This window comes from Nocardia sp. NPDC004151 (genome assembly GCF_042874235.1).
Classification (GTDB): domain Bacteria; phylum Actinomycetota; class Actinomycetes; order Mycobacteriales; family Mycobacteriaceae; genus Nocardia.
Map to the genome: position 1 here is coordinate 65,994 of NZ_JBIAMR010000001.1, position 24,277 is coordinate 90,270.

The 24,277-nt window shown below is 69.7% G+C and carries 19 protein-coding genes and 2 pseudogenes; 9 read left to right on the forward strand and 12 right to left on the reverse strand.

From position 1 onward, the window contains the following. Nucleotides 1-5 precede the first annotated feature (5 nt). The gene (locus ACFYTS_RS00325) at nucleotides 6-1,313 is read left to right on the forward strand and encodes an RNA polymerase sigma factor (protein WP_387300332.1); all 1,308 of its coding nucleotides are present in this window, start codon (nucleotides 6-8) and stop codon (nucleotides 1,311-1,313) included. Here the strand turns inward: ACFYTS_RS00325 and ACFYTS_RS00330 are convergent. Beyond that, nucleotides 1,288-1,914 (reverse strand): TetR/AcrR family transcriptional regulator, encoded by a 627-nt coding sequence (locus ACFYTS_RS00330; protein WP_387300334.1) that lies wholly within the window; start codon nucleotides 1,912-1,914, stop codon nucleotides 1,288-1,290. The two genes, ACFYTS_RS00325 and ACFYTS_RS00330, sit on opposite strands and share 26 nt — an antisense overlap. An 86-nt stretch (nucleotides 1,915-2,000) precedes the next feature. On the opposite strand from ACFYTS_RS00330, the gene ACFYTS_RS00335 reads away from it, so the two are divergent. Then, entirely contained in the window at nucleotides 2,001-3,002 is a 1,002-nt protein-coding gene (locus ACFYTS_RS00335) for an SDR family oxidoreductase (RefSeq protein WP_387300336.1), read from the forward strand. Nucleotides 3,003-3,074: 72 nt separating this feature from the next. Next, nucleotides 3,075-3,719, forward strand: a complete 645-nt coding sequence (locus tag ACFYTS_RS00340) for an isochorismatase family cysteine hydrolase (protein ID WP_357282497.1) — start codon at nucleotides 3,075-3,077, stop codon at nucleotides 3,717-3,719. On the opposite strand, the gene ACFYTS_RS00345 is transcribed toward ACFYTS_RS00340, so the two are convergent. From ACFYTS_RS00345 to ACFYTS_RS00360, 4 genes are all read right to left on the reverse strand, one after another. After that, nucleotides 3,716-5,989, reverse strand: a complete 2,274-nt coding sequence (locus ACFYTS_RS00345) for an ATP-dependent DNA ligase (protein WP_387300339.1) — start codon at nucleotides 5,987-5,989, stop codon at nucleotides 3,716-3,718. The two genes, ACFYTS_RS00340 and ACFYTS_RS00345, sit on opposite strands and share 4 nt — an antisense overlap. A 131-nt stretch (nucleotides 5,990-6,120) precedes the next feature. Then, entirely contained in the window at nucleotides 6,121-6,459 is a 339-nt protein-coding gene (locus ACFYTS_RS00350; protein ID WP_387301055.1) for an antitoxin, read from the reverse strand. 35 nt (nucleotides 6,460-6,494) lie between these two features. Next, on the reverse strand, nucleotides 6,495-7,616 hold the full coding sequence (locus ACFYTS_RS00355; protein ID WP_387300341.1) for an MBL fold metallo-hydrolase: 1,122 nt from the start codon (nucleotides 7,614-7,616) through the stop codon (nucleotides 6,495-6,497). A gap of 41 nt (nucleotides 7,617-7,657) precedes the next feature. After that, nucleotides 7,658-8,383: an enoyl-CoA hydratase gene (locus ACFYTS_RS00360; protein WP_357282503.1), complete on the reverse strand. Its 726-nt coding sequence runs from the start codon at nucleotides 8,381-8,383 to the stop codon at nucleotides 7,658-7,660. An 82-nt stretch (nucleotides 8,384-8,465) separates the two neighbouring features. Between ACFYTS_RS00360 and ACFYTS_RS00365 the strand changes: the two genes are divergently transcribed. Continuing rightward, nucleotides 8,466-9,608: an NAD(P)-binding domain-containing protein gene (locus tag ACFYTS_RS00365; RefSeq protein ID WP_387300343.1), complete on the forward strand. Its 1,143-nt coding sequence runs from the start codon at nucleotides 8,466-8,468 to the stop codon at nucleotides 9,606-9,608. Between the two features lie 4 nt (nucleotides 9,609-9,612). On the opposite strand, the gene ACFYTS_RS00370 is transcribed toward ACFYTS_RS00365, so the two are convergent. The 7 genes and pseudogenes from ACFYTS_RS00370 to ACFYTS_RS00400 all read right to left on the reverse strand — a co-directional run. After that, a complete protein-coding gene (locus ACFYTS_RS00370; protein ID WP_357282509.1) occupies nucleotides 9,613-10,470 on the reverse strand; it encodes an aldo/keto reductase in 858 nt (285 codons plus the stop codon). Nucleotides 10,471-10,589: 119 nt separating this feature from the next. Then, complete coding sequence (locus tag ACFYTS_RS00375) at nucleotides 10,590-12,140, reverse strand: carboxyl transferase domain-containing protein (RefSeq protein ID WP_387300345.1); 1,551 nt, start codon at nucleotides 12,138-12,140, stop codon at nucleotides 10,590-10,592. A gap of 148 nt (nucleotides 12,141-12,288) precedes the next feature. Next, nucleotides 12,289-12,891, reverse strand: coding sequence for an ATP/GTP-binding protein (locus tag ACFYTS_RS00380; RefSeq protein ID WP_174391578.1), 603 nt, complete (start codon nucleotides 12,889-12,891; stop codon nucleotides 12,289-12,291). Continuing rightward, the gene (locus ACFYTS_RS00385) at nucleotides 12,872-13,246 is read right to left on the reverse strand and encodes a DUF742 domain-containing protein (protein ID WP_033085504.1); all 375 of its coding nucleotides are present in this window, start codon (nucleotides 13,244-13,246) and stop codon (nucleotides 12,872-12,874) included. Before ACFYTS_RS00385 ends, ACFYTS_RS00380 begins: the two co-directional genes overlap by 20 nt. 7 nt (nucleotides 13,247-13,253) lie before the next feature. After that, nucleotides 13,254-13,667: a roadblock/LC7 domain-containing protein gene (locus ACFYTS_RS00390; protein ID WP_029930951.1), complete on the reverse strand. Its 414-nt coding sequence runs from the start codon at nucleotides 13,665-13,667 to the stop codon at nucleotides 13,254-13,256. Between the two features lie 1,535 nt (nucleotides 13,668-15,202). Further along, nucleotides 15,203-15,310 (reverse strand): annotated as a pseudogene (locus ACFYTS_RS00395) (hypothetical protein); the annotation flags it as partial. Nucleotides 15,311-15,820: 510 nt separating this feature from the next. Further along, a pseudogene (locus ACFYTS_RS00400) lies at nucleotides 15,821-17,674 on the reverse strand (sensor histidine kinase); the annotation flags it as partial. A gap of 341 nt (nucleotides 17,675-18,015) precedes the next feature. Here ACFYTS_RS00400 and ACFYTS_RS00405 point away from each other — a divergent pair. The 5 genes from ACFYTS_RS00405 (at nucleotide 18,016) to ACFYTS_RS00425 (ending at nucleotide 24,136) form a co-directional block, all read left to right on the forward strand. Continuing rightward, entirely contained in the window at nucleotides 18,016-20,133 is a 2,118-nt protein-coding gene (locus ACFYTS_RS00405; RefSeq protein WP_387300348.1) for an AMP-binding protein, read from the forward strand. 116 nt (nucleotides 20,134-20,249) lie between these two features. After that, entirely contained in the window at nucleotides 20,250-20,636 is a 387-nt protein-coding gene (locus ACFYTS_RS00410) for a hemophore-related protein (protein WP_357282520.1), read from the forward strand. Nucleotides 20,637-20,806: 170 nt separating this feature from the next. After that, nucleotides 20,807-21,508: a response regulator transcription factor gene (locus ACFYTS_RS00415; protein ID WP_357282522.1), complete on the forward strand. Its 702-nt coding sequence runs from the start codon at nucleotides 20,807-20,809 to the stop codon at nucleotides 21,506-21,508. After that, a complete protein-coding gene (locus ACFYTS_RS00420; protein WP_387300351.1) occupies nucleotides 21,505-22,905 on the forward strand; it encodes a sensor histidine kinase in 1,401 nt (466 codons plus the stop codon). Before ACFYTS_RS00415 ends, ACFYTS_RS00420 begins: the two co-directional genes overlap by 4 nt. 73 nt (nucleotides 22,906-22,978) lie before the next feature. Next, nucleotides 22,979-24,136, forward strand: coding sequence for a hypothetical protein (locus tag ACFYTS_RS00425; protein ID WP_357282525.1), 1,158 nt, complete (start codon nucleotides 22,979-22,981; stop codon nucleotides 24,134-24,136). Nucleotides 24,137-24,277: the final 141 nt, after the last annotated feature.

A 24,277-nucleotide genomic window follows, 5' to 3' on the forward strand; every position in this document is an offset into this window, starting at 1 on the left:
GAGCGATGACCGATGCGGGCGGACGGGCCGCCGTCGCCGCGGTGTGGCGCATCGAATCGGCGCGCATCGTCGGCGCATTGGCGCGCTATACCGGTGATTTCGCGCTCGCCGAGGACCTCGCCCAGGAGGCGCTGGCCGAAGCGCTGGTGACCTGGCCGCGGGACGGGGTACCGCGCAATCCCGCCGGCTGGCTGCTCACCGTCGGGCGGCGGCGCGCGGTCGACGCCTTCCGCCGCCGCGCCCTCCGCGACGACCGGTACGCCGCCCTCGCCCGCGAACTGGGCGAGGGCGGAGCGGCCACGGGCGGACCCGCGCCGGAAGTGCGCGGAACGGAACAGCTCTGGGATCCGGATCAGCTCGACGACGATGTGCTCGCGCTCATGTTCGTGTCCTGTCACCCGATCCTGTCCCGGGAGGCACGGGTCGCGCTGACCCTGCGGGTGGTCGGCGGCCTGTCCAGCGACGAGATCGCCAAGGCCTTCCTGATTCCGACGGCCACCGTCCAGGCGCGGATCACCCGGGCCAAGAAGACCCTCGCGGCGGCGCGAATTCCGTTCGCGGTGCCGCCCGCCGACGAGCGCGCCGCCCGGCTGGGTTCGGTCCTCAATGTCGTCTACGTGATCTTCACGGAGGGCTCGTCCGCCACCTCGGGTACCGACCTCATCCGCCTGGACCTCGCGGCCGAGGCCCAGCGCCTGGCCCGCGTACTGGCCCGCCTCGTCCCCACCGAGCCCGAGGTCCACGGCCTGCTGGCATTGTTCGAGCTGACCGCCGCGCGGTTCCCCGGCCGCACCGCGGCCGACGGGCGGCCGGTCCCGCTGGACCAGCAGAATCGAATACGCTGGGATCGGGCGGCGATTCGCCGGGGCCGAGCCGCCCTGGACCACGCCGCCGCCATCGGGCGAGGGCTCGGCGCCTACGGTCTGCAGGCCGCGATCGCCGAATGTCATGCCGTCGCCACCTCCGTCGACAGCACCGACTGGGATCGCATCGTGCTGCTCTACGAAGCGCTGGGCAGGCTCGCTCCCTCCCCGGTCGTGGAGCTCAATCGCGCGGTCGCGGTCTGCATGGCGCACGGACCGGCGGCGGCCCTCGCGATCGTCGACAAGCTCGAGGCCTCGGCGGCACTGGCCGATTCGCGTCTGCTGCCGACGGTCCGCGGTGAACTGCTCGCGAAGTTGGGTCGGCGCGCGGAGGCCCGCGCCGAATTCGAGCGGGCGATCGCGCTGTGCGGCAACGACAGCGAGCGCGCCCTGCTCGAAGACAAACTGGCCGAGGTGAATCGGCTCAGCCCTCGCGCCCCCGGTCGATGAGGTCGGCGAAGATGCGGGTGATGCGGTCGGTCAAGGCTTCCGGGGTGGTGCCGGATTGGGTGGCGCGGAGGTCGAATTTGCCGTCGACGGTGAGGGAGGCCATGCCGTGGGCGAGGGACCACCAGGCCAGGGCCATGGTTTCGGCGTCGGCGGCGGGGAGGAAGCCGGAGGCGACGGCGTCGGCGACCGCGGATTCCAGGACGGCGAAGGCGGCGTCGCCGGCGGCCTCGGTATCGGGGTGTTTCTCGGGTTGGGAGAGTTCGGGACGGAACATGATGCGGAAGTAGGCGGCGTGGTCGCGGGCGAACTCGACGTAGCGGTTGGCCATGGCGATCAGGGCGGCGCGCGGGTCGGGGGCGGCGTCGCGGGCGGATGTCATTGTCGCGCCGAGGATTTCGAAGCCACGGGCGGCGAGGGCGGACATCAGGGCGGCGCGGTCGGCGAAGTGGTGATAGGGGGCGCCGGGGCTGACGCCGGCGGTGCGGGCGACTTTTCGCAGGCTGACGGCGGCCAGGCCCTCGGACTCGATCAGTTCCAGGGAGGCGCGCAGTAGTTCCTCGCGGAGGTCTCCGTGGTGATAGCGGTCCTTGGTCGGCGGCATGGCATGAGCGTAAGGGGTTGACGGCGCGCGGGCTCGCAATCTATACATTGTTTAGATTCTAAACACTGATCAGATTGGAGTCGGCGATGTCCGATCTCGTTCTCGTCACCGGTGCTTCGGGGTATGTCGCGGGGCACGTCATCCAGGAATTGCTCGGCCAGGGCTATCGAGTGCGCGGCACGGTCCGCTCGACCGCCCGCGCCGCCGACGTGGCCGCGCTGCTGCCCGGCATCGAACTGGTCGAAGCCGATCTCGGCGCGGACGCGGGCTGGGCGGAGGCCGTCGCGGGCTGCCGATACGTGCTGCACACCGCGTCGCCCTTCCCGTCGGACGCGCCCGAGCACGAGGAAGACCTGATCCGCCCGGCCGTCGACGGCACCCTGCGAGTGCTGCGCGCGGCCGCCGCCGGTGGCGTCGAACGCGTCGTGGTCACCTCCTCGATCGCCGCCATCCAGGCCGGGCACGAGGGGCGCCTGCTCACCGAGGCCGACTGGTCCGATCTCGCGGCCTGCGAGGCCTACCCGAAGAGCAAGACCCTGGCCGAGCGCGCCGCCTGGGATTTCGCGGCCGAACACCCGGAACTCGAACTGGCCGTGATCAATCCGGGCATGATCATCGGGCCCGTGCTGCGCGCCGAAGCCGGCACCTCCGTGGACGGCATCCGCGCCCTGCTCGCCGGGGGCATGCCCGGCGTGCCGCGCCTCAACTTCGCCACCGTCGACGTGCGCGACCTCGCCGTCGCCCACCGCCTCGCCATGGAAACCCCCGGCGCCGCGGGCAACCGGTACATCTGCGCGGGCGACAGCATCTCCTTCCCCGAGATGGCCCGCCTGCTCGCGAGCCGCTACCAGGTCCCCACCCGCGCCCTGCCCGACTGGCTGGTCCGGCTGAGCGCGGCCTTCAACGCCGACGCCCGCACCGCCGTCCGCTACCTCGGCCGCAAGGAGACCGTCAGCGCGGACAAGGCCCGCCGCGAACTGAACTGGACCATGCGCCCGGTCGCCGACTCCTTGCTGGACACCGCCGACAGCCTGGTCCGGTTCGGGCTCGTCCCCGCGCCCAAGCCCGCCCGGGCCGCGGCCGCCTGAGCGTCCGGCGCCGTTCCGCACAGGCGTAGGGTGGCGAAAGAGGGTGGGGCGGAAAGCGATTGCGGAGGGCTTATGCGGCGCGGCAACGGTGTGGAGATTCCGGAGACGCTCGAGGATGTGTGCGCACCGGACAAGATGGCGATCATTGTCTACGACATGCAGGCCGGTGTGCTGGGCCAGCTCGAGGACGGCCCGGCGATCACCGAGCGCGTCGTGCGCGTGGTCGAGGCCGCGCGGCGCGGCGGCTACCCGGTCATCTTCCTGCGGCACTTCTTCCTGCCCAAGCGGCTCATGGGCAGTTTCGCCATGCGGATGGCGATGACCTGGCAGGGCAAGGACTCCATCGACGAGGTGGTCCCGATCCTGCAGCGCGACACCCCGGGCTTCCAGCTGGTGCCGGAACTGCAGCCGCGGGACGGCGAGGTCGTCTTCGACAAGACGTCGATGTCGGCGTTCGAGGGCACCCCGCTCGCCTCGACGCTGCGTGACCTCGGGATCGGGGCCTACGCCATCGTCGGCGTCGCGCTGGAGATCGGGATCGCGCCGACGGTGTGCCACTCCACCGATCTGGGCTTCGTGCCGGTCGTCGTCCGCGACGGGGTCGGCGGGCGCGACGAGCCCGGCAAGCAGCGCGCCTGGGAGGACTTCGAATTCCAGGGGCACGCCATCGTCACCGACTCCGACAGCCTGATTCCGTTGCTGGAGAAGTCGAGCTAGTCCGAGCCGGGGATCCAGGCCGGGTGCCACAGGCGTCCGGTCTCGGTCCAGTTCTGGAAGCGGACCACGCCCGTGAGCTTCGGCGTCACCCAGACCGCGTCGCGGCGCTCGTCGACGGTGAGCTCGTTGTCGAACGGGCTGGTCTTGCGTTCCAGCCGGCGCAGGCGGTCGGCGAGATCGCTCATCTCCTGCTCGCCGAAACCGGTGCCGACACGGCCCAGGTAGTACAACTCGCCCTGATGCGGGACGCCGACCAGCAGGGACGCGAACTGCCGCGCCGCCGAACGCCGGTAGCCGCCGATCACCACGGACAGCGTCCGCCAATTGCGGGTCTTGATCCAGGACCGACCGCGGCGGCCCGGGAGGTAGACCGAGTCGCGCCGCTTGGCGACCACGCCCTCCATGCCGTGCTCCTGGCTGTCACGCAACGCGTCCGCGCCGGACCCCCGCAACTGCGCCGGCACGATCAGCGAACGCGCCTGCCCGGCAAGGGCTTCCAGCACGCGCCGCCGATCGTCGTAGCGTTTGCGGATCAGCGAGGTGCCGTCCAGGTACAGCAGATCGAAGGCCAGGAAGACCGCGCGGCCCGAATCCGCGCGCAGCAGGCCGAGATTCGCGCCGCCGTGATCGTCGAAGACCACCGCCTCGCCGTCGAGCACCGCGGAGTGGCCGGACAGTTCCTCGCCGAGCACGGCCAGGCCGGGGTATTTCCCGGTGACGATGTGCCCGGCGCGGCTGTGCAGGGTCACGGTTCCGTCCTCGATCTCGGCGATCAGCCGGAACCCGTCCCATTTGGTCTCGAACGCCCACTGTTTCGCGTCGAGCGTGGTCACGTCACCAGCGGTGGCGAGCATCGGCATGACGCCGCGCGGCATGGGCACGGGCGTCCGCGGGGTCGACGGCGCCCGCGCCCCCGGGCCTTCCTTCCCCGTGCCTCCCGGCGGCGTCTGATCCTTCATCAGATGCATGAGCCACTGGTTGCCATTGGTCTGGATGAGCGCGTACCGCCCGGACAGCCGCTGCCCGCGCAGCCACACGATGACCTCGTCGTCACGCCACTTCTCGGTCTCGTAGGTGCCCGAGTCCCAGATGGTCATCTCGCCGCCGCCGTACTCGCCCCGCGGGATGGTCCCGTGGAAGGTGAGGTACTCGATGGGGTGGTCCTCGGTGTGCACGGCCAGCCGGTTCTCGCCGGTATCGGTGGGCGGGCCCTTGGGCACGGCCCAGGAGGCGAGCACGCCGTCGCGTTCCAGCCGGACGTCCCAGTGCAGGCGGCGGGCATGATGCTCCTGCACGACGAAACGATCGCCCGGCCCGTCCGCGGGCGGGCCCGGGGGCACCGGTTCGGGGGTGCGGCCCGGGTCGCGCATGGATCGATAGGTGTCGAGCCGATCCGGTCGCGGCACCGCTTCGTCGAGTCCGTCCAGCAGGTCGCCCCGGTCCTCGAAGCGGCGCAGGACCTCGTCGAAGGTCAAGTGCCGCAGTTTCTTCGGCTTCTCGATCTCCGCCCAGGATCGGGGCGCGGCCACCCACGGCTGGGCGCGGCCGCGCAGCGAGTACGGCGCGATGGTGGTCTTGGCCGGATTGTTCTGGCTCCAGTCCAGGAACACCTTGCCTTCGCGCGCCGACTTGGCCATGGTGGCCGTGACCAGTTCGGGGCGCAGCTGCTGCAGGTTGGTGGCGACCTGCTTGGCCACGGCCGAGGCCCCGTTCGGGCCGAGCCTGCGGTCCAGCGGGACGTAGATGTGAATTCCCTTGGAGCCGCTGGTGACCGGGTACGCCTGGAGGCCCACCTCACGGACCACATCACGGAGAATGAGCGCGACCTCGGCACATTGCGCCAGCCCGGCGCCCGGCCCGGGGTCCAGGTCGAAGACCAGCCGGGTGATGTCACCGACCTCGGGGCCGTCGAAACACCATTGCGGCACATGCAATTCCAGGGCGGCCTGCTGCCCGAGCCAGGCCATGCCCGCGACCGTGCCGATGAGCGGATACGTGACCGGCCGGTCGGAGTGCTGAGCGGTGCGTCGCTCCAACCACTTCGGCGCGTGCTCGGCCAGATTCTTCTCGAAGAACGACTGCTCGTCCACGCCGTTCGGCCAGCGCTTGCGCGTCACCGGCCGCTCCGCGATATGCGGCAGCAGGGCCGAGGCGATGGCGGTGAAATAGTCGATGACCTCGCCCTTGGTGGTCCCGGTGGCCGGGTACAGCACCTTGTCGAGGTTGGTCAGCCCAACCTCGATGCCCCCGAAATCCCTGCGGGACCCCATGACAGCAGTTTAGAGCCGGGACCCGCCGAAAACCGGCAACCCGGAAGGCCCGTGAAAAGCCAACGGGCCGTTCGGGTCAAGCGGCGGAGCTTCCCCGCCACTCCCGAACGGCCCGCGGATGACCGGTAAGACTACGCCGGAGGCTGTTCGCCTTCCGGGGCTTCCGGAGCCGGGGCGGGCTCGGGTTCGACCGCCGCCTCGGCGGGTGCGGGCTCCGCGGCCGCCTCCGCCGCGGGGGCCTCCGCCGCGGGGGCCTCCGCCGCGGGGGCCTCCGCCACGCCCGCGGCGGCCGCGTCGGTCCCGAGCGCCGATTTGACCGCTTCCGTACCCTTGTCGATCTGGGAGGAGAACTTCCCCCCGGTCTTCTCGTCGATCACATGGCCGGCCTTCTCGACCGCGTGCTCAACCTTCTCGGCGTTCTGGGCCGCCATCTCTTTGCCCTTGCCGACCAAGCCCTTGAGCGTGTCCATGAGACTCACAGCCCTGCTCCTTCACCCTCGGTCCGTCATTGGCGAACATCTTCCCACCACGAATCCCGTGGTGGGACGCCAATCGGGTCGATCCGCTGACCGGGCTTCGGCACGGCAATGCCTGTCCCGGCCGCCTCCGCCGCCTCGACCAGTCGCCGCACCGGCTCCGACCAGCCGTGGAAGGCCAGATTGAAGGTGGCCCAGTGAATCGGCACCAGCACCCCGAAGCCCGCGTCGCCGATACACAGGTCGGCGTGGGCGCGGACCGCCTCCTCCGGGTTCATGTGCACGTCCGGCCAGTGCCGGTCGTAGGCGCCGATGGGCAGCAGGGTCAGGTCGAACGGGCCCAGGCGCGCGCCCGCCTCCGCGAACGCTTTCGTGTAGCCGGTGTCGCCACCGAAATAGACCCGCCGGGTCGGGCCCGCGATGGACCACGACGCCCACAGCGTGGTGTTGCGCACCAGGCCGCGACCCGAGAAATGCCGCGCCTCCGAACAGGTGATCAGCAGGTCCGTGCCGTCACCGTGGTCGCGCCGCAGCTCCGACAGCGAAACCGAGGCGGCCCAATCCAATTCGACGATGCGGTGCTCCGGCACCGACCAGTGCCGCAGGTGCGCGCCGATGCCGACGGGCACGATGAACACGCAGTCCTGGCCGTCCACCAGCCCGGACACGGTGTCGCGATCCAGGTGGTCGTAGTGGTCGTGGGAGATGAGCACCGCGTCCAGCGGCGGCAGCGCCGACAACGGCGACGGCACCGGATGCAGGCGGGCCGGGCCCACCAGCGGCGACGGCGACACCCGCTCGCTCCACACCGGATCGGTCAGCACCCGGTAGCCGTCCACCTCGACCAGGCAGGTGGCGTGCCCGTACCAGGTCACCGACAATTCCCCGGCCTGCTCCGGCAGTTCCGGCGTCACCAGCGGGATGGTCCCGGACGGGCGGCCGTTATTGCGCTGGGTGGCCAGCTGGTAGAGCAGCTCCAGCGGGGAACCGCTGAGCTGACTGCTCGGTTCGGTGTTGTGGAACTGCCGATTGCGATAGGAGGTCGCCCCGCGCGCGGTCGGCGCGATCGCCGAGATCGACGCACCCATGGCCGAGGGAATCCCCCATGCCGCCCGAAACACCCAGGAAAGACCGAAAGCGCCCGCTGCCATACCCACCAGTCTCCGCGCATTCTCGCGCGCGCGCCGCCCGTTCATCGGCCCTCGAACTTCGCCGACCGCTTCTCCTGGCGAGCCGCGCGCGCCTCCTGTGCGTCGGCGCTCTGCCAGGCGGCCTCCAGAGCGGCGCTCTGCGCGGCGGTGTCGGGGCCGCGAGTGTCATCGTCATTGAAGACCAGCTTCAGATGCCGCAGCGACAGCGGCGCGAGTTCGGCGATCTGCTTGGCCCAGGCCTGCGCGTCGGCCAGGGTCCCGATCTTGTTGGCGAAGCCGAAGTTGTAGGCGTCCGCGGCGGGGACCCGCTCGGCGCCCAGCAGAATCGTGCGCGCCGGACCGGCGCCGATCAGCGACGACAGCCGTCGCACGGTCCAACGGTCAACGGAGATACCGAGTTTCGCGGCCGGGACCGCGATGAACGAATCCGGCGACATCACGCGCAGGTCCGAGGCCAGGGCCAGTTGCACGCCCGCACCCAGCGCGCCCCCGTTGATCGCCGCGATCACCGGCACCGGAATGGTCTCGATGGTGCGCAGCATGGCCAGCAGACCGGTCAGGAAGCTGCCCGAATACACCCCGTCCAGATCCGCGCCCGCACTGAAGATCGGCCCCTGACCGGTCAGCACGATCACCCGCGCCGAGGCCGCGGCCTCCTCGAGGGCCGCGCGCAGGCGGCCGATGAGCTCCTCGTTCAGGGCGTTCCGGCGATCCGGACGCTGCAGTTCGATGGTCACGACCTCGCCATCGCGGCTGACTCCGAGCATCTGTCCCTTCCCCACTGTCCAACTCATCGGGCTGCCTACCCATTGATCTTCCTTCACTGTAGGTGGGCGTACCGTCGGGTCTGTGACCGCAACACCCGATGTCGACATCCTCGTAATCGGCGCGGGACAGGCAGGATTGTCGGTCGGCTACCACCTCAGGCGGCTCGGGCTGCGACCCGAACAGGACTTCCTGATCGTCGACCACTCCCCCGGCGCGGGCGGGGCATGGCAATTCCGTTGGCCGTCACTGACATTGAGCACCGTCAACCGGGTGCACGACCTGCCCGGCATGTCGTTCCAGGAGACCCTGCCCGCCGGATCGGACAACGCGCAGGCCGCCACCGCCGTGCCGCACTACTTCGAGCTGTACGAGAAGCGCTTCGACCTGCGCGTGCACCGGCCCATCTCGGTGACCGTGGTGTGCGACCGCGCCACCGCCGCCACCTGCCCGAACCAGGAGGTCGACGGGCTGCTGCACGCCGAACTGAAGCCCGGCGCGACGGTGCGCGCACGCGGACTGGTCAATGCCACCGGCACCTGGGACAAGCCGTTCATCCCCTACTACCGGGGCGCGGAGACCTTCGCCGGCCGCCAGCTGCACGCCCACGACTACCGCGCCGCAACGGAATTCGAGGGCAAGCAGGTCGTGGTGGTCGGCGGCGGAATCACCGCCGTCCAACTGCTGGACGAGATCTCGCAGGTCACCGGCACCACGTGGGTGACCCGACGCGAACCCGTCTTCCGCTCCGGTCAATTCGCGCCCGAGGACGGGCGCGCCGCGGTGGCCATGGTGGAAGACCGTGTCCGGCGCGGACTTCCACCCGGATCGGTGGTGTCGGTGACCGGGCTGCCCGAGGACGCGCGGGTGCGGGCCATGCGCGCCCGCGGGACATTGGAACGGCGACCGCTGTTCGACCACATCGAACCCGACGGAATCCGCTGGGCCGACGGCGCCTTCCAGCGCGCCGACGTCATCCTGTGGGCCACCGGATTCCGCAGCGCCCTCGACCATCTGGCCCCGCTGCGACTGCGCGGGCCCGGCGGCGGCATCACCATGGGCGGTCGCCTCGCCACCCGGGTCGAAGCCGATCCGCGCATCCACCTGATCGGCTACGGGCCGTCGGCCAGCACCATCGGCGCGAACCGCGCGGGCCGGGCGGCGGCCGTCGAGCTGACCTCGTACCTGGGCATTCCGACCCACCGGAACGGCGACCCGGAGAACTGAGGCGTCAGGCGGGCGCGTCCATATCGAAGAGGTCCGGGTCGCCGCCCTGCCGCGCGCCCTTGTCCAGACCGGCGATCTGGGTCATCTCCCGGCCGGTCAGCTCGAAATCGAAGATGGCCAGGTTCTCCGCCATCCGCGACGGGGTGTTGGACTTCGGGATGGCCACGTTCCCCAGCTGCATGTGCCAGCGCAGGATGATCTGCGCCGGCGTGCGGCCCAGCTTGTCGGCGAGGGCGATGATCACCGAATCGTTGAACTCCGCGCCGCGGCCCAGCGGACTCCACGCCTCGGTCACGATGCCGTGCGCGGCATGGAAGGCGCGTAGCTCCGACTGGGCGTAATACGGGTGCAGCTCAACCTGATTGATGGCGGGCACCTCACCGGTCTCGGCCATCACCCGCTCCAGGTGCGCCCGGGTGAAATTGGAGACGCCGATGGAGACGATGCGGCCCTGCCGCTTGAGTGCCTGCAAGGCCCGGAAGGTGTCGACGTAGAGGTCGGCGGACGGCACCGGCCAATGGATGAGGAACAGGTCGATGGCGTCCAGGCCCAGCCGCTCGGCGCTGGCGTCGACGGCGCGCAGGGTGGCGTCGTAGCCGTGGTCGGCGTTCCACAGCTTGGTGGCGACGAACACCTCGTCACGCGGCAGACCGGACTCACGGACGGCACGGCCCACTTCCTCCTCGTTGCCGTAGAAGGCCGCGGTGTCGAGACTGCGGTACCCGAGTTCGAGGGCTTTGGTGATGGCGCCGACCCCGTCGTCGCCATTGACCTTGTAGACGCCGAACCCCAGTTTGGGCATCACCTGGCCGTCACTGAGCACGATCGCTGGAATGTCGCTGGCCTCGAACCGGTACGTCACCATGTCGAAGTTAGAAGCGCAGGTCCATGGCGTCAACCGAGTGCTCTATACCGAAATCTGCGTGTCGAGCCCCCACGGCAGCAAATAGGCAGCTTCGCGCAGGTTCGACGTGATGAGCACTACGTTTGCAGGCCGAGCCGCCGATAGCGCAGATGCCGGGCGGCGAGCAGCTCCGCCGGGGAGCGAGCCGTCAGACCGGCCAGTTCGCCCGCGATCGCCTCCACCATGCGCAGCGCGAAATCCGCGGGCTCCTCCGCGGCGTCCGGATACTCGTGCACGATCCGGTCCACGATGCCGTCCTCGCGCAGGTCGACCGCCCGAATCCGCTGGGCGGCAGCCAGTTCCGGGGCGTGCCAGGTGTCGCGGTAGACGATCTCGCTCGCACCCTCCGGCGGCAAGGGGGCCAGCCAGCCATTCGCGGCGGCCAGCACCCGATCGGCGGGCAAGAGGGCCAGTGCGCCGCCGCCCGTGCCCTGCCCGAGCAGCACCGAGACGGTCGGGGTGTCCAGGGTGACGAGATCGGCGATGCAGCGGGCGATCTCGGGGGCCAGGCCGCGTTCCTCCGCCTCCCGGGACAGCGACGCACCCGCGGTATCGATCACCAGGACCAGCGGGACGCGCAGCTCGGCGGCCAGATGCATGCTGCGCCGCGCCTCCCGCAACGCCGCCGGACCCATGGTGTGCTCCGGCGACTGACCCGCGCGGTCGTGGCCGAACACGATGCAGGGTTGACCCTGGAACCGGGCCAGGGCGTGCACCACCGTGCGGTCCAGCTCGCCTTGTCCGGTGCCGGACAACGGAACCCGGTCGGTCACGTGGCGCAGCAGCTCACGGATGCCCGGACGATCCCCGCGCCGGGAGATCAGCACCGTCTGCCAGGCGTGCACCTCGGCCGTGTCGAGCACCGCGACACCGCCGCGCTCCTGCGGACCCGCCAGGAACGAACCCGACCCGAGCGCGGGTGGCATTGCGTCACCCGCCTTTTCTGGCAGCGGGGCGGGAGGGTCGCACAACACCGTGAGCGCCCGATGCACGATGCGGCGGAATATCGACACCGGCACGACACCGTCGATAACGCCGTTGCGGTAAAGGTTTTCGGCCGTCTGCACGCCCTCCGGGAACTTCTTCCCGTACAGCGCCCGGTAGACCCGCGGCCCCAGGAAGCCGACCAGCGCACCCGGTTCGGCGAATGTCATGTGCCCCAACGACCCCCACGACGCGAACACCCCGCCCATGGTCGGATCGCGCAGATACACCAGATACGGATGCCCCGCCGCCTTGTGCGCGGCCAGCGCCCCCGCCACCTTCACCATCTGCACGAAAGCGACTGTGCCCTCCTGCATTCGGGTCCCGCCGGAGGCCGGTGAGGCGAGCAGCGGCAAGCCCAGCTCGGTGGCGCGCTCCACCGCGGACACGATCCGCTCGGCGGCGGCCACCCCGATCGACCCCGCGAGAAACGCGAACTCGCACGCGATCACGGCAACGCGCCGTCCGCGCAGCAACCCCTCCCCGGTGAGCACCGCTTCATCAGTGCCCGCCGTTGCCGCGGCAGCCAGCAAATCCTCGCGATACCCCGGCGACGCCGCCACCGGCACCGGTGGCCGATCCCAGCTCACGAAGGAACCGGGATCCAGCAACTCGCCCAGCAACTCCGCCGCCGAGACCGTCATGGCATGAGAGTAGCTACAAACGGCTCACCCGCGGTTCGCGGCCCGCCTCGGCCAGGACTGACGGAGCGGGGAGCGAAACGGAGGAGGGAAGGCCGAGGTGACGAGGGCCGCGAACCGCGGCGGCGGAGCCGCCGCAATTCAACACAGCTCAGTAACCCTGCACGACCTTGCGCAGGGCGTACTCGGTCACCGCGACCAGAGCCTGCTTGACCGGCTCCCGGCGACGGGCGTCGATCGAGAGGATCGGCACGTCCGCGGGCACCGCCAGCGCCTGACGGATGTCCTCCACCGGATACCGTGGCGCATCATCGAATTCGTTGATGGCCACCAGGAAGGGTAGGTTGCGCGCCTCGAAATAGTCGACGGCGGCGAAACTGTCCTCCAGCCGACGGGTATCGACCAGCACCACCGCGCCGATGGCGCCCTTGATCAGGTCGTCCCACATGAACCAGAAGCGGTACTGGCCCGGCGTACCGAACAGGTACAGCACCAGGTCGTCGGCCAGGCTGATGCGGCCGAAGTCCATGGCCACCGTGGTGGTGGCCTTCGACGGGACACCGGTCAGGGAGTCCACGCCGACACTGGCATTGGTCACCAACGCCTCGGTGCGCAGCGGAACGATCTCCGACACGGCACCGACCAGGGTGGTCTTGCCGACACCGAAACCACCGGCCACGACGATCTTGGCCGACGTGGGCTTGCTGGTGCGCGTGTCGACCTGTGTCGTCGAATCAAATACGCCGGAGTCCACTGAGAACCCTTTCGATCAGCTCGCGACGTTCATCGTCGCTGGAATCGTCTTTCAAAGTCGCCGATACCCGCACATGGCCGGCATCGATGAGGTCCGCGACCAGCACCCGCGCGACCCCGAGCGGGATGCCCAGACGCGCGGCCACCTCGGCAACCGACGGCGATTCTCTGCACAACTCCACAATTGACGTCTCGATGTTGGTGAGTTCGAACTGCCGCTCGAGGGCGACCGGATGCGATGCGACGAGCGCCTCCAAGGCGAGCTCCACCTTCGGCCGGGTGCGACCGGCCGTCAGTGAATAGGGGCGAACCAAGCTCGGTTCGGCGCTCCCAACGCGTTCGTTGTCTATGTCCATCCCGCCATCAGGAACCCATCGTGACGCGAGGTGTGGCCTGAACCGTCTGGCCCACTCGCTCGACCAACAACGCCATCTCGTATCCGACCTGACCGATGTCACACGAGGTGTTGGTCAGGACCGCCAGATACGAGCCGTCACCGACAGCCATGAGCAGCAGGTAGCCGTGTTCCATCTCGACCACCGACTGCAACACGGTGCCGCCCTCGAACAAGTTCGACACACCCACCGAGAGGCTCGCGAGCCCCGCGGTCACTGCGGACAGCTGTTCGGCGCGGTCCACGGGCAGCTGCGCGCTCGCGGCCATCAGCAGGCCGTCGGCGGATACCAGGACCGCATGCGCAACGCCGGGAACCTCATTGGCGAAGTTCGAAACCAGCCAATCCAGCTGACGCTTCGTACCACCTAGATCGGGGTTCATCGGTCTCCTTTATCTCCGGTTAGGTTCATAGCTTGCATCGCGCGGCCATCCCGGACGCCCTTCTGGTGGCGACTCAGACTTGACCTGATGGATTCTGGGTCTCGGTGGGCCGCCTTGTCAGCGTTTCCGTTCACACCGCCGGGCACAAGTCGGTTACCCGGATCGCGTTGCGGCAGACCGGCGGCCGTGCGCTTCTCGGGCGCCGACTGGCTGACCCGGTGTGCGGCCTGCCAGCCCTCGTCGCCCGGTGATTCGAAGGACGAGGCCACCTGGGACCGATCGGCGTTCGGATCGGAGAGCCACGCCGACATCATCTCCGCGAAGATCGGCGTGCCGCCCATGACCGAGTCACCGGGGGCGTCCGTCGGCTGCAAACGCGTCTGGAAGAACGAGGCAGCCTTGGCCGGATTCGACCGGAAGCTGTGGCGTCCCGGCTCCTTGACGCCGTCGTCACCGCGCTGCGGCAGACCCACACCCGGAATCGGGGACGGACGCTGCGGCAACACCGAGCCCGGATCCCGCTGCGGCAGACCGGTGGCGCCGCGCTGCGGCAGACCACCGTCCCGCTGCGGCAGCGGATCGTTCAACGGATCCGCTCCGCCTCTCCGCGCTTGCGGCGGGAGCGGACCACTCAGCGGATCACGCTGAGTCAGACCACCCGAGAGCGAATCGGCACCCGCGGCGGCCGGGCGCTGCGGCTGACCGGCGCCCGGACCACGCTGCGGCAGACCGCTACCGGAATCCCGCTGCGGCAGACCGTTCGAGCCACGCTGCGGCAGACCACCGTCGCGCTGGGGCAGACCACCGGCGGCGGGGCCACCGTCACGCTGAGGCAGACCACCGGCGGCAGGACCGCTGTCCCGCTGCGGCAGGCCACCCGGACCACGCTGCGGCAGACCGCCCGCTGCCGAATCACGCTGCGGCAGACCACCGGGAGCGGCATCACGCTGGGGCAGACCACCGTCACGCGGGGCGAGACCGTCCCGCGGACGCAGACCCTGCTTGTCCGAATCCTGTGCGGCAAGACCATTGGCCCCGTCGCGCTGCGGCGCGGCGCCACGCTGCGGGAGACCACCCGGCGCTCCCGGACCACGCTGCGCCGGAGCGCCATTGGCACCGGGCTGACGGGTCGGCAGACCACCCGCTGCCGAATCACGCTGCGGCAGACCACCCGCGGCGGAGTCACGCGGCGGCAGACCACCGGCGGCGGGCTCACGACGGGTCGGGCCCGAGTCCGCTCCACGCGGCGCGGGAGCACCGTTCGCACCAGGCTCCGCTCCGCCTCCCCGCGCTTGCTGCGGCATACCGCTGGGAGCGGAACGCTGCGGCTGACCCAGACCGGCCTCACGGCCGGGGGCGCCATTGGCGCCCGGCTGACGGGTCGGCAGACCGGTCGGCCCGGCCGGAGCCGCGCCCGGCGCGGAGTCCGCACCGCCTCCCCGCGTTTGCGACGGCGGAAGTCCCACAGAAGGATTGCGCTGCGGCATCGCACCGGACTGACCCGGCTGCGGCGCTCCCCCCTGCCCCGGACCACGCGGCGCGGGTCCCGGCTCCCCCGGTGCGCCCGGTCGCGGCGGCATGCCCGGAGCACCTTGACGCTTGAGCATATTGGCGGCGAGGCCGCCCCGCGGCTGCGCCGGGGGTTCGCCCTGGCCGCGCTGCGGGAGGTTCGAACCCGGGCGGTCGGCGGGCGCGGACGGACCGTTCACACCCGGATCCCGCTGGGGTAGGCCCGGTCTCGTGTCACCCGGCGCGGAGACGGTGTGCTTGACGGTCGGGCCGTTCACACCCGGCTGACGGGTCGGCAGACCACCCGGCACCTGCGCACCCGGCTGACGGGTGGGCAGACCGGTGGCCGCACTGGCCGCGGCCGGGGCCGAAGGAGCCGAGGCCGGAGCTGGGCTCGGGGCGGCGCCCGCCGCCGTGCCCGCCGGAATCGGCCCGCTCACACCCGGATCCACGGTGACCATCACATTGCCGGTCGCCGTGCGGGTGACCGCGCGCATCTGCATGGAGGCCGGGGCTCCGGCCTGGGTGCCCGCACCCTGCGGCGCGGACGCCGTCGGGGCCGGGGCGGGAGCCGGCTGCTGCTGGCCCTGCTGCGGCGGCACCGAGATGGCGCCACCCGGCGAGACGATCAGCGGCTTGGGCACGTGCACGGTGACGGTCACACCCGGATCCCGGGCGGTGTCGAAGGTCGGGCGCAGGCGCACGGTCAGGCCGTGGCGCTCGGCCAGGCGGCCGACCACGAACAGACCCATGTGGCGCGCGGTATCCGGGCCGACCTCGGCCACGGCCTCCAGTCGCCGGTTGATCTCGGCCATCTCGGCCGGGGGCATACCGATACCGCGGTCCGCGACCTCGATCAGCAGACCCTGATCGTGGGCCTGGGCGAAGGTGAACTTGACGTCGGTCTCCGGCGGAGAGGCGCGCAGCGCGTTGTCCAGGAGCTCGGCGAACAGGTGCGCGAGGTCGGACGCGGCGGGCTCGACCAGCGAACCGCGCGGGGTGGCGCCCAGCTTGACGCGCTCGTAGTCCTCCACCTCGGAGATGGCGGCGCGCAGCACGTCGGCGATCTCGACCGGCGCCGACTTGGTCCGGCGCTGCTTGGTGCCGGCCAGAATCAGCAGGTTGTCGCCGTTTCGCCGCATACGGGCGGCGAGGTGGTCGAGACGGAAGAGGTTCTCGAGCAGGCGCGGGTCCTTCTCGTCGTACTCCATCGCCTCGATGAGCGAGAGCTGATGGTCGACAAGGGACTTGGAACGCCGCGCCAGGGTCTCGAACATGTCGTTGACCTGGGTACGCATGGCGGCCTGGTCGGCGGCCAGGCGCAGCGCCTGACCGTGGATGTCGTCGACGGCGCGAGCCAGCTGGCCGACCTCTTCGTCGGTGTGCACCGGCATCGGTTCCAGCGGAACGTCTTCGGGGTCGGCACCCTCACGCAGCGCGGAGACTTCCTGGCCGAGGTCGTATTCGGCGACGCGCAGGGCGGCCAGGCGCAGACGGCGCAGCGGGACGATCATCGCGCGCGCGATCAGCACGGCCAGCGCCATGGCGCCGAGGATGGTGGCGATCACGATGATCGAGTAGCGGATGGCGTCCGAACGGGCCGCCGCCGCCAGGTCGTCGACTCGGGACACGATGTCCTTGGTCGCGCCCGCCGCGATCGACTGATAGCCGTTGATGCTCGAGACCAGCGAGTCCTTCAGCTCGGCCACCGGCAGCTGACCGGCCAGCGCCTGCGGGCCGTTCACCAGTTGCACGCGGGTGTCCGCGCCACGCTGCAGATCGGCGACGGTCGCGTCGCCGTCCGGGAAGCGGTGGGCCAGCACGGCCAGCATCTGCCGCTCGGTGCTGACACTGATCTGGATGTCCTTGAGGCCATCCTTCGGGTTGCTGCGTAGCGCCTCCGCCATGCCGGCGACCTCGTTGAACAGCATCCATCGGGTGTTCAGCGAGTCGACCAGGCGCAGCTTGGACTGGTCCACGTTCTTGTCGGCGATGGTCGCCACGATGGACTCCACCGTGCGCACGCTGTCGCCACGAATCCGCTCGACCTGGGCGACGGTGTCGGGAATCGACTTCGAGGGCGCGAGGCCCTGCGCCCGGATCGCCTTCGCGCCCACGATCATCTCGTCCAGCGAGGAACGGGCGGTGGGGAGATCACTCAGGCGGCTCGCGGCCTTCTCGGCGAACGAGATCGCCGTGTCCAACTGAGTGAGTTCCGGATCAGAGGTCAAGGACTGGTTCGGGCCCAGCATGACCATCTGCCCACTGGCCACCTGCGCCGCGTCCGCACTGAGACCGGTGATCGCCGGGATCACCCCGACGTGGTCGGTCGCCGTCGAGAGCCTGCTCGAATCGGCGAACTCCGCCGAGATCCTGGACGCACCCAGCACAACAGCGACCAACAACGGCACGGCGAGGACCGCCGTGACCTTCCATCGCAGGTCCCAGTTGCTCAGCGCCCAGCGCTTATTGCTGCCGGACCTAGCGGCGTCACGCATCTCCCACTCACTTTCCAAACTGGCCCCAGCCACGCGCCATCAGCGAGCCTCCGAGCGATCGCACGCTCGGCTCGACAGACGGAGCTGACCGAGAACGGCGGCTGGCCGAGAAATTGCGTCCATGACGGCCGAAATATGTGACATGCGATTCTAACGGATCAATAACTTCTTGTGTGACCTCTTGGCAACCACCGGTCCCTGACCTGCCAATTCCAGGCAAAATCAAAGGTCGCGGCGCCCGCCCGGACGTCGCGTGAAGTCTGCCACAATCAGGCTGATCTATCGAGGCGGGCATCTTCAGCGCTTCTCAGGACACAAGGCGGAGCTAGGGAGTCACCGGGTTGAACGCGAAGCAGGAGTACCGATCGGCGTATCAGCTGAGCCTGGTCGATCCCTCGGAGTTCTGGCGCACCGCGGCCGAATCCATCAGCTGGGACGTGACTCCCACCCAGATTCTCGATACCGCTGCCCGCCCGGCGGCCCGGTGGTTTCCCGACGCTCGCCTCAACACCTCCTACAATGCGCTGGATCGGCATGTGCGCGAGATCACAACTCCCGAAGGCTCTTTCGAGGGCCAGGAGGGGGGTCGCGCCCAACAACCGGCCCTAATATACGACTCGGCTATGACCGGGTCCAGGCGGATGTACACATATCGGGAGTTGCTCGACGAAGTCGCCCGATTTGCCGGATCCATGCTGCGACTGGGCGTCAAGACCGGTGACCGCGTCGTCATCTATATGCCGATGATTCCCGAAGCCGTGATCGCCATGCTCGCCTGCGCCCGGATCGGCGCCGTGCACTCGGTGGTCTTCGGCGGTTTCGCCGCCCACGAACTCGCGGCCCGCATCGACGACGCCGAACCTGTGTTGATCATCACGGCCTCCGGCGGTCTGGAACCCGGACGCCGCATCGAATACCCGCCCATCGTGCTCGCCGCCCTCGACCTCGCCGAGACCACCGCCCCGAGAACCGTGCTGGTCAAGCAGCGAGACGGCTTCCCCACCATTCGCTTTCCGGCCGAGCAGGCCGCCACCGACTCGCTGCCCGCCTCCACCGAGACCGTGGCGGCCCGGTGGCTCGATTGGGACGAGGCGCAGATCGGGGCGGAGCCAGCCGATCCGGTGTCGATGGCCGCGACCGATCCCCTCTATATCCTCTATACCTCCGGCACCACCGGGAAACCCAAGGGCGTGGTGCGCGACAACGGCGGCCACGCGGTCGCCATGGCCTGGTCCATGCGCAATATCTACGAGGTCGGCGCGGGGCAGACCATGCTCACCACCTCCGATATCGGCTGGGTGGTCGGGCACTCCTACATCGTCTACGCGCCGCTGCTGGTCGGGGCCACCACCGTGCTCTACGAGGGCAAGCCGATCGGGACCCCCGACGCGGGCACCTTCTGGCGGCTGGTCGACGAGTACAAGGTGGATGTGATGTTCACCGCTCCGACCGCGCTGCGGGCCATCCGCCGCGCCGACCCGGACGCGGCGCTCGCCCATCAGCACGATTTGTCCCGCCTGCGGGCGCTGTTCTGCGCCGGGGAACGCCTGGACCCGGCCACCTACGAGTGGACCGTGGACACCCTGCTCGCCGACCGCCCCGACTGCCCGGTGGTGGACCACTGGTGGCAGACCGAGACCGGCTGGCCCATCTGCGCGAACCCGCTCGGACTCCAGCAGCTCCCGATCAAACCCGGTTCGGCGTCCGTGCCGGTGCCCGGATACCGGCTGCGGGTGCTGGACTCCGAGGGCAACGCGGTCGCCCCGAACACCGAGGGCAATATCGTCATCGGGCTGCCGCTGCCGCCCGGCACCCTGACCACGCTGTGGAAGGACGACGAGCGGTACGAGCGCTCCTATCTGTCCGCCTATCCCGGCCACTATCTGACCGGCGACTCGGGTTATTTCGACGAGGACGGCTACCTGTTCGTCCTGGGCCGCAGCGACGACGTCATCAATATGGCCGGGCACCGGCTGTCCGCGGGCGGGATCGAGGCGGCCATCTCGGGTCATCCGGCCGTGGCCGAGACCGCCGTGGTCGGCATTCCGGACGAGCTCAAGGGGCAGCGGCCGATCGGGTATGTGGTGCTCAAGACCGGCATCGACATCGAGTCCGAGCGGCTGCGCGCGGAGATCATCGACCGGGTGCGGGAGCGGGTCGGGGCGATCGCCACCCTCTACGACGTAGTCGCGGTGACCTCGCTGCCCAAGACCCGCTCGGGAAAGATCCTGCGCCGCACCATGCGTCAGATCGCCTCGGGTGAGCCGTTCGAGGTGCCGCCGACCATCGACGACGCCTCCATGCTGCCCACGCTGGAGAAGCAGATCCGCGACGCGGTGACATTGATGGAGGACAAGGAGCGCATCGCCGCCGCCGAGGCCGCGGTCGCCACCACTCCGATCCGCCGCCCGGACCCGGCCGCCGCCGATCCGGCCGGGGATCAAGCCGTCTCGGGCTAGCCTCAGAGTCTTTTCAGAATTGGCTCATCGACCTCCTAGAGCGGTCGTTTAGCGTCGGTCGGGCGCGCGGGAATCGCGCGCCCCGTCGTTATGCCAACTGAAAAGAAGGTCGCTGTATGAGCTTCGTCCGTAATCGTCGTGCCGGTGTGCTCTTCGGAGCCGGTGCGGTCGCCGCCGTCGCCCTCGCCTTCGCGCCCGCCACCGCCTCCGCCTCCCCCGCGGATCTGGTTGCGCCGCTCCTGAACTCCACCTGCAGCTTCGCCCAGGTGGACGCCGCCCTGCACGACAAGTCCCCGATGCTGGCCCAGTACCTCGATCAGAACCCCGGCTACAAGGCGGAATTGAAGGCCAAGTTCGACCTCTCCCCCGCCGAGCGCCAGGCCGAGCTCGACCAGTACCTGCGCGACAACCCGGACGCCGCCAACCAGGCCGCCTCCGACCCGCGGGCCGGTGGAATCGCCGCCACGATCCAGCAGGTCGCCGATTCCTGCCACAACTACTGACCGCCGCCGGGCAATACTGATGGTGTGCCACCCTCGTGTGGCACACCACGCATGTTCGCGGCCCGTCTCGTTCTGGACTGACGTAGCGGGGGAGCGAAGCGGAGGAGCGGAGGAGGAAGGAACGAGACCTCCGGGGCCGCGAACCCGCCCGGAGCGAAGCGGAGGGCAAATTGGACGCAGCGGTACCTACCGTCCTGGTCGTCGACGACGATGAGGATGTGCTCGCATCGGTCGAGCGCGGGCTCCGGCTGTCAGGTTTCCGGGTGGTGATCGCCCGGGATGGGGCGGCCGCCCTGCGCAGTGTGAATGAATTCGCCCCCGACGCGGTCGTGCTCGATATGAACATGCCGATCCTGGACGGGGCGGGCGTGGTGACCGCGCTGCGGGCCATGGGCAACGAGGTGCCGATCTGTGTGCTGTCGGCGCGCAGTTCGGTGGACGACCGCATCGCCGGGCTGGAGTCGGGGGCCGACGATTACCTGGTCAAACCGTTCGTGCTCGCCGAGCTGGTGGCGCGGATCAAGGCGCTGCTGCGGCGGCGCAGTGACGCACCGGCGTCCGCGATCCCGGGCGCGATCACCGTGGGGCCCTTGGAGGTCGACGTCGCGGGCTATCGGGCGCTGCTGCACGGCACCGAGATCGAGCTCACCAAGCGCGAATTCGAGCTGCTGTCCACGCTGGCGCGCAGCGCCGGGGTGGTGCTGAGCCGGGAACGGCTGCTGGAACTGGTGTGGGGCTACGACTTCGCGGCCGACACCAATGTGGTGGACGTGTTCGTGGGTTATCTGCGGCGCAAGCTCGAGGTCGAGGGCACCCCGCGCCTGCTGCACACCATCCGCGGCGTCGGGTTCGTCCTGCGGGCGCCGAAATGACCTCCGCGGCGGGCCCTTCCGTGCCCGGGGGCAGGCGCCGCCGCTGGTCCTACACGCTGCGGGTGCGCGTCGCCGCCGCCGCGGCGCTGGGCGCGACCATCATCGTGGCGATCCTGAGCTGGATCACCATCTACGCCATCGGCCGCAGCAATATGGCCCAGGCCGATCAGCAGTTGTCGATGGTGTCGCGGCTGGTGCTGATCCAGCCGGTCTTCGCGGTCAATGTGGTCGACATCCTCGCGCCCAACAAGGAAATGGCGCTGACGGTCCGCATGAACGATCGCGCGCTGGCCAGTACCCCGGTGAAACTGCCGGTGCTGCCGGTCGGCAATGCCACCGTCACCGTGGACGGCAACGCCTACCGGGTGCTCACCACCACCGAGGCGCAGCCCGCGGGACAGGTTGTGTCCCTGGGCATTCCGACCAATCAGACCGAGAAGACCATCAATGAGCAGCGGCGCTGGGTGTATCTGGCCGCGACGCTCGCGGTGACCGCGTCGGCGGGGCTGGGCTGGCTGTTCGGCGGGCGCGCGGTGCGGCCCATCGTGAAACTCACCCGGGACCTCGACGAGCGCGGGCCCACCGGGGAATCGGAAGTCCCGCTCTCGGTGGACGGTTCGGGCGTGAAGGAGGCGGACAAGCTCGCCGAGGCCGTCAACACGCTGCTGGAACGGGTGGACCGGGCGCAGGCCGAGACCGCCACCGCGCTCGAGACCGCCCGCGATTTCGCCGCGGTGTCCGCGCACGAACTGCGCACTCCGCTCACCGCCATGCGCACCGACCTCGAGGTGCTCAGCACCCTGGACCTGAACGAGGAGCAGCGCCGCGAGATCCTCACCGACCTGCAGCGTGGCCAGAACCGGGTGGAGACCACGCTGGCCGCGCTGGAACGGCTGGCCGCGGGCGACCTCACCCACGAACGCGACCACGTGGTCACCGACGTGGTCGAGCTGTGCGACGCCGCCGCGCACGACGCCATGCGGCACTTCCCGCAGTTGAAGGTGTGGATCGACGCCGACGCCGAGCTCGTCACCTGGGGCCTGCCCACGGGGCTGCGGCTGGCCGTGGACAACGCGCTCACCAATTCCGCGCGGCACGGCGGGGCCACCGAGGCGCTGGTGACGGCGCATCGCGCGCCCGACGGACGCATCGTGATCACCGTCGACGACAACGGCCGCGGCCTGCCCGCCCACGAGCGGGAGCAGGTGTTCGCGCGCTTCTTCCGGGGCAGTCAAGCCACCAAGGGCGGGTCCGGGCTGGGTCTGGCGCTGGTGGCGCAGCAGGCCCAATTGCACGGCGGCCGAGCCTATTTCGACGACGGCATGCTGGGCGGGGTGCGGCTGGTGCTGGAGCTGCCCGATCGCGGGGCGTGGCCGCCGCCACCCGCGCGGATGTGAACGTACCGGTCTTTACCGAACTCTCAGACATCCATCAGAGCTGCGGACATACCCGGCCTCTACGGTCTGAATCGTGTTCGGAAAACGTGCTCGCTGGGTCCTGATCGTCCTGCTGCTCGCCGCCGCGGTCGCGGCGAGCGTCGTCGGCATCGGCCGCCTGCGGACCGCGCCCACGGCGGTCGCGCTAGTCAACGGCGATTCCGGCCCGCTGGGCGCGCGCATCGCGAAGGACCTGCAGGCCAGTGGAATCCGGCACTGGGAGGTCGTCGACGAGGCGAGCCCCACCGACTACGCCGCGGTGATCACGCTGCCCGCCGACCTGACCGCCGACATCAACTCCCTGGTCACCGATCAACCGAAGAAGGCTCAGGTCACCGTGGCCACGCACGACCGCGCCGACCCGAATCTCGTCAACGACGCGGTGAGCGAGGTGACCAAGAAGATCAGTGCGGCCGGGCTGGACACCTTGTTCTCGACCATGAACACCGCGCGCCTGCAGGTGTCGCAGATCGCCGGGACGTCGGGCATGCTGAGCGCGGGCGTGCAGGCGGCCGCGGACGGCGCGCAGCAGTTCTCCGGCGGCGCGGATCAGCTGACCGATTTCCTGGCGCAGGCGAAAGCCGGTGCGGGGCAGCTGACTTCGGGGATCGACGCCCTGAACTCCACTCTGTCGGCGGCGACCACGCAGGCGAATCAGCTTGCCACGGCGCTGGATTCGACCGGCGTCACCATGTGGCAGGTCTCGCAGGCGGCGAGCGCGCTGTCGGGTGGATTGAACGTGGTGGTGCCGTTGCTGCAGGGGCTGCCGATCGCCACGGATCCGCAGTTGGCGAGTGTGATCACGCAGCTGCAGGGTCTGCGCACGATCGCGAATCAGGCGGATGTCCAGCTCAGCGGCTTCGCGAATCTGACAGGCACGCAAGTCACCCCGGACACCAAGGTCGGGCAACTGCTGCGGGACGCGGCCGGACGACTGAATGACGCAAGCGCCCAGTTGAATCAGGGTGCGTCGCTGGCACAGAGCATTCCCGCGATCGCCGATCAGGCCGGCGCCCAGCTGGTCACCGCGATGCAGGCGCTGACCGGCGGCGTGGCCCAATTGCAGTCCGTCACCAAGCTTCTGAGCAATCAGACCAACCAGGCGATGGGCGCGCTCCCCCAGCTCGGCGTGCCGCAGCAGACCGTGATCGCGGCCGCCCTCACCGACCCGGTCGACATCATTCGTAAATAAACGTTCGCAAACAATCAGCAACGATCGGCGGTTCGCCGGAGTACACTGTGGCCGAATTGCTCTAATCGACCCGTTTCATGAGCTCGTCCGCTTCATCCGCATCTTGGCTCCACTCAGCGCCCGGTATCGGAGAGGAAACGA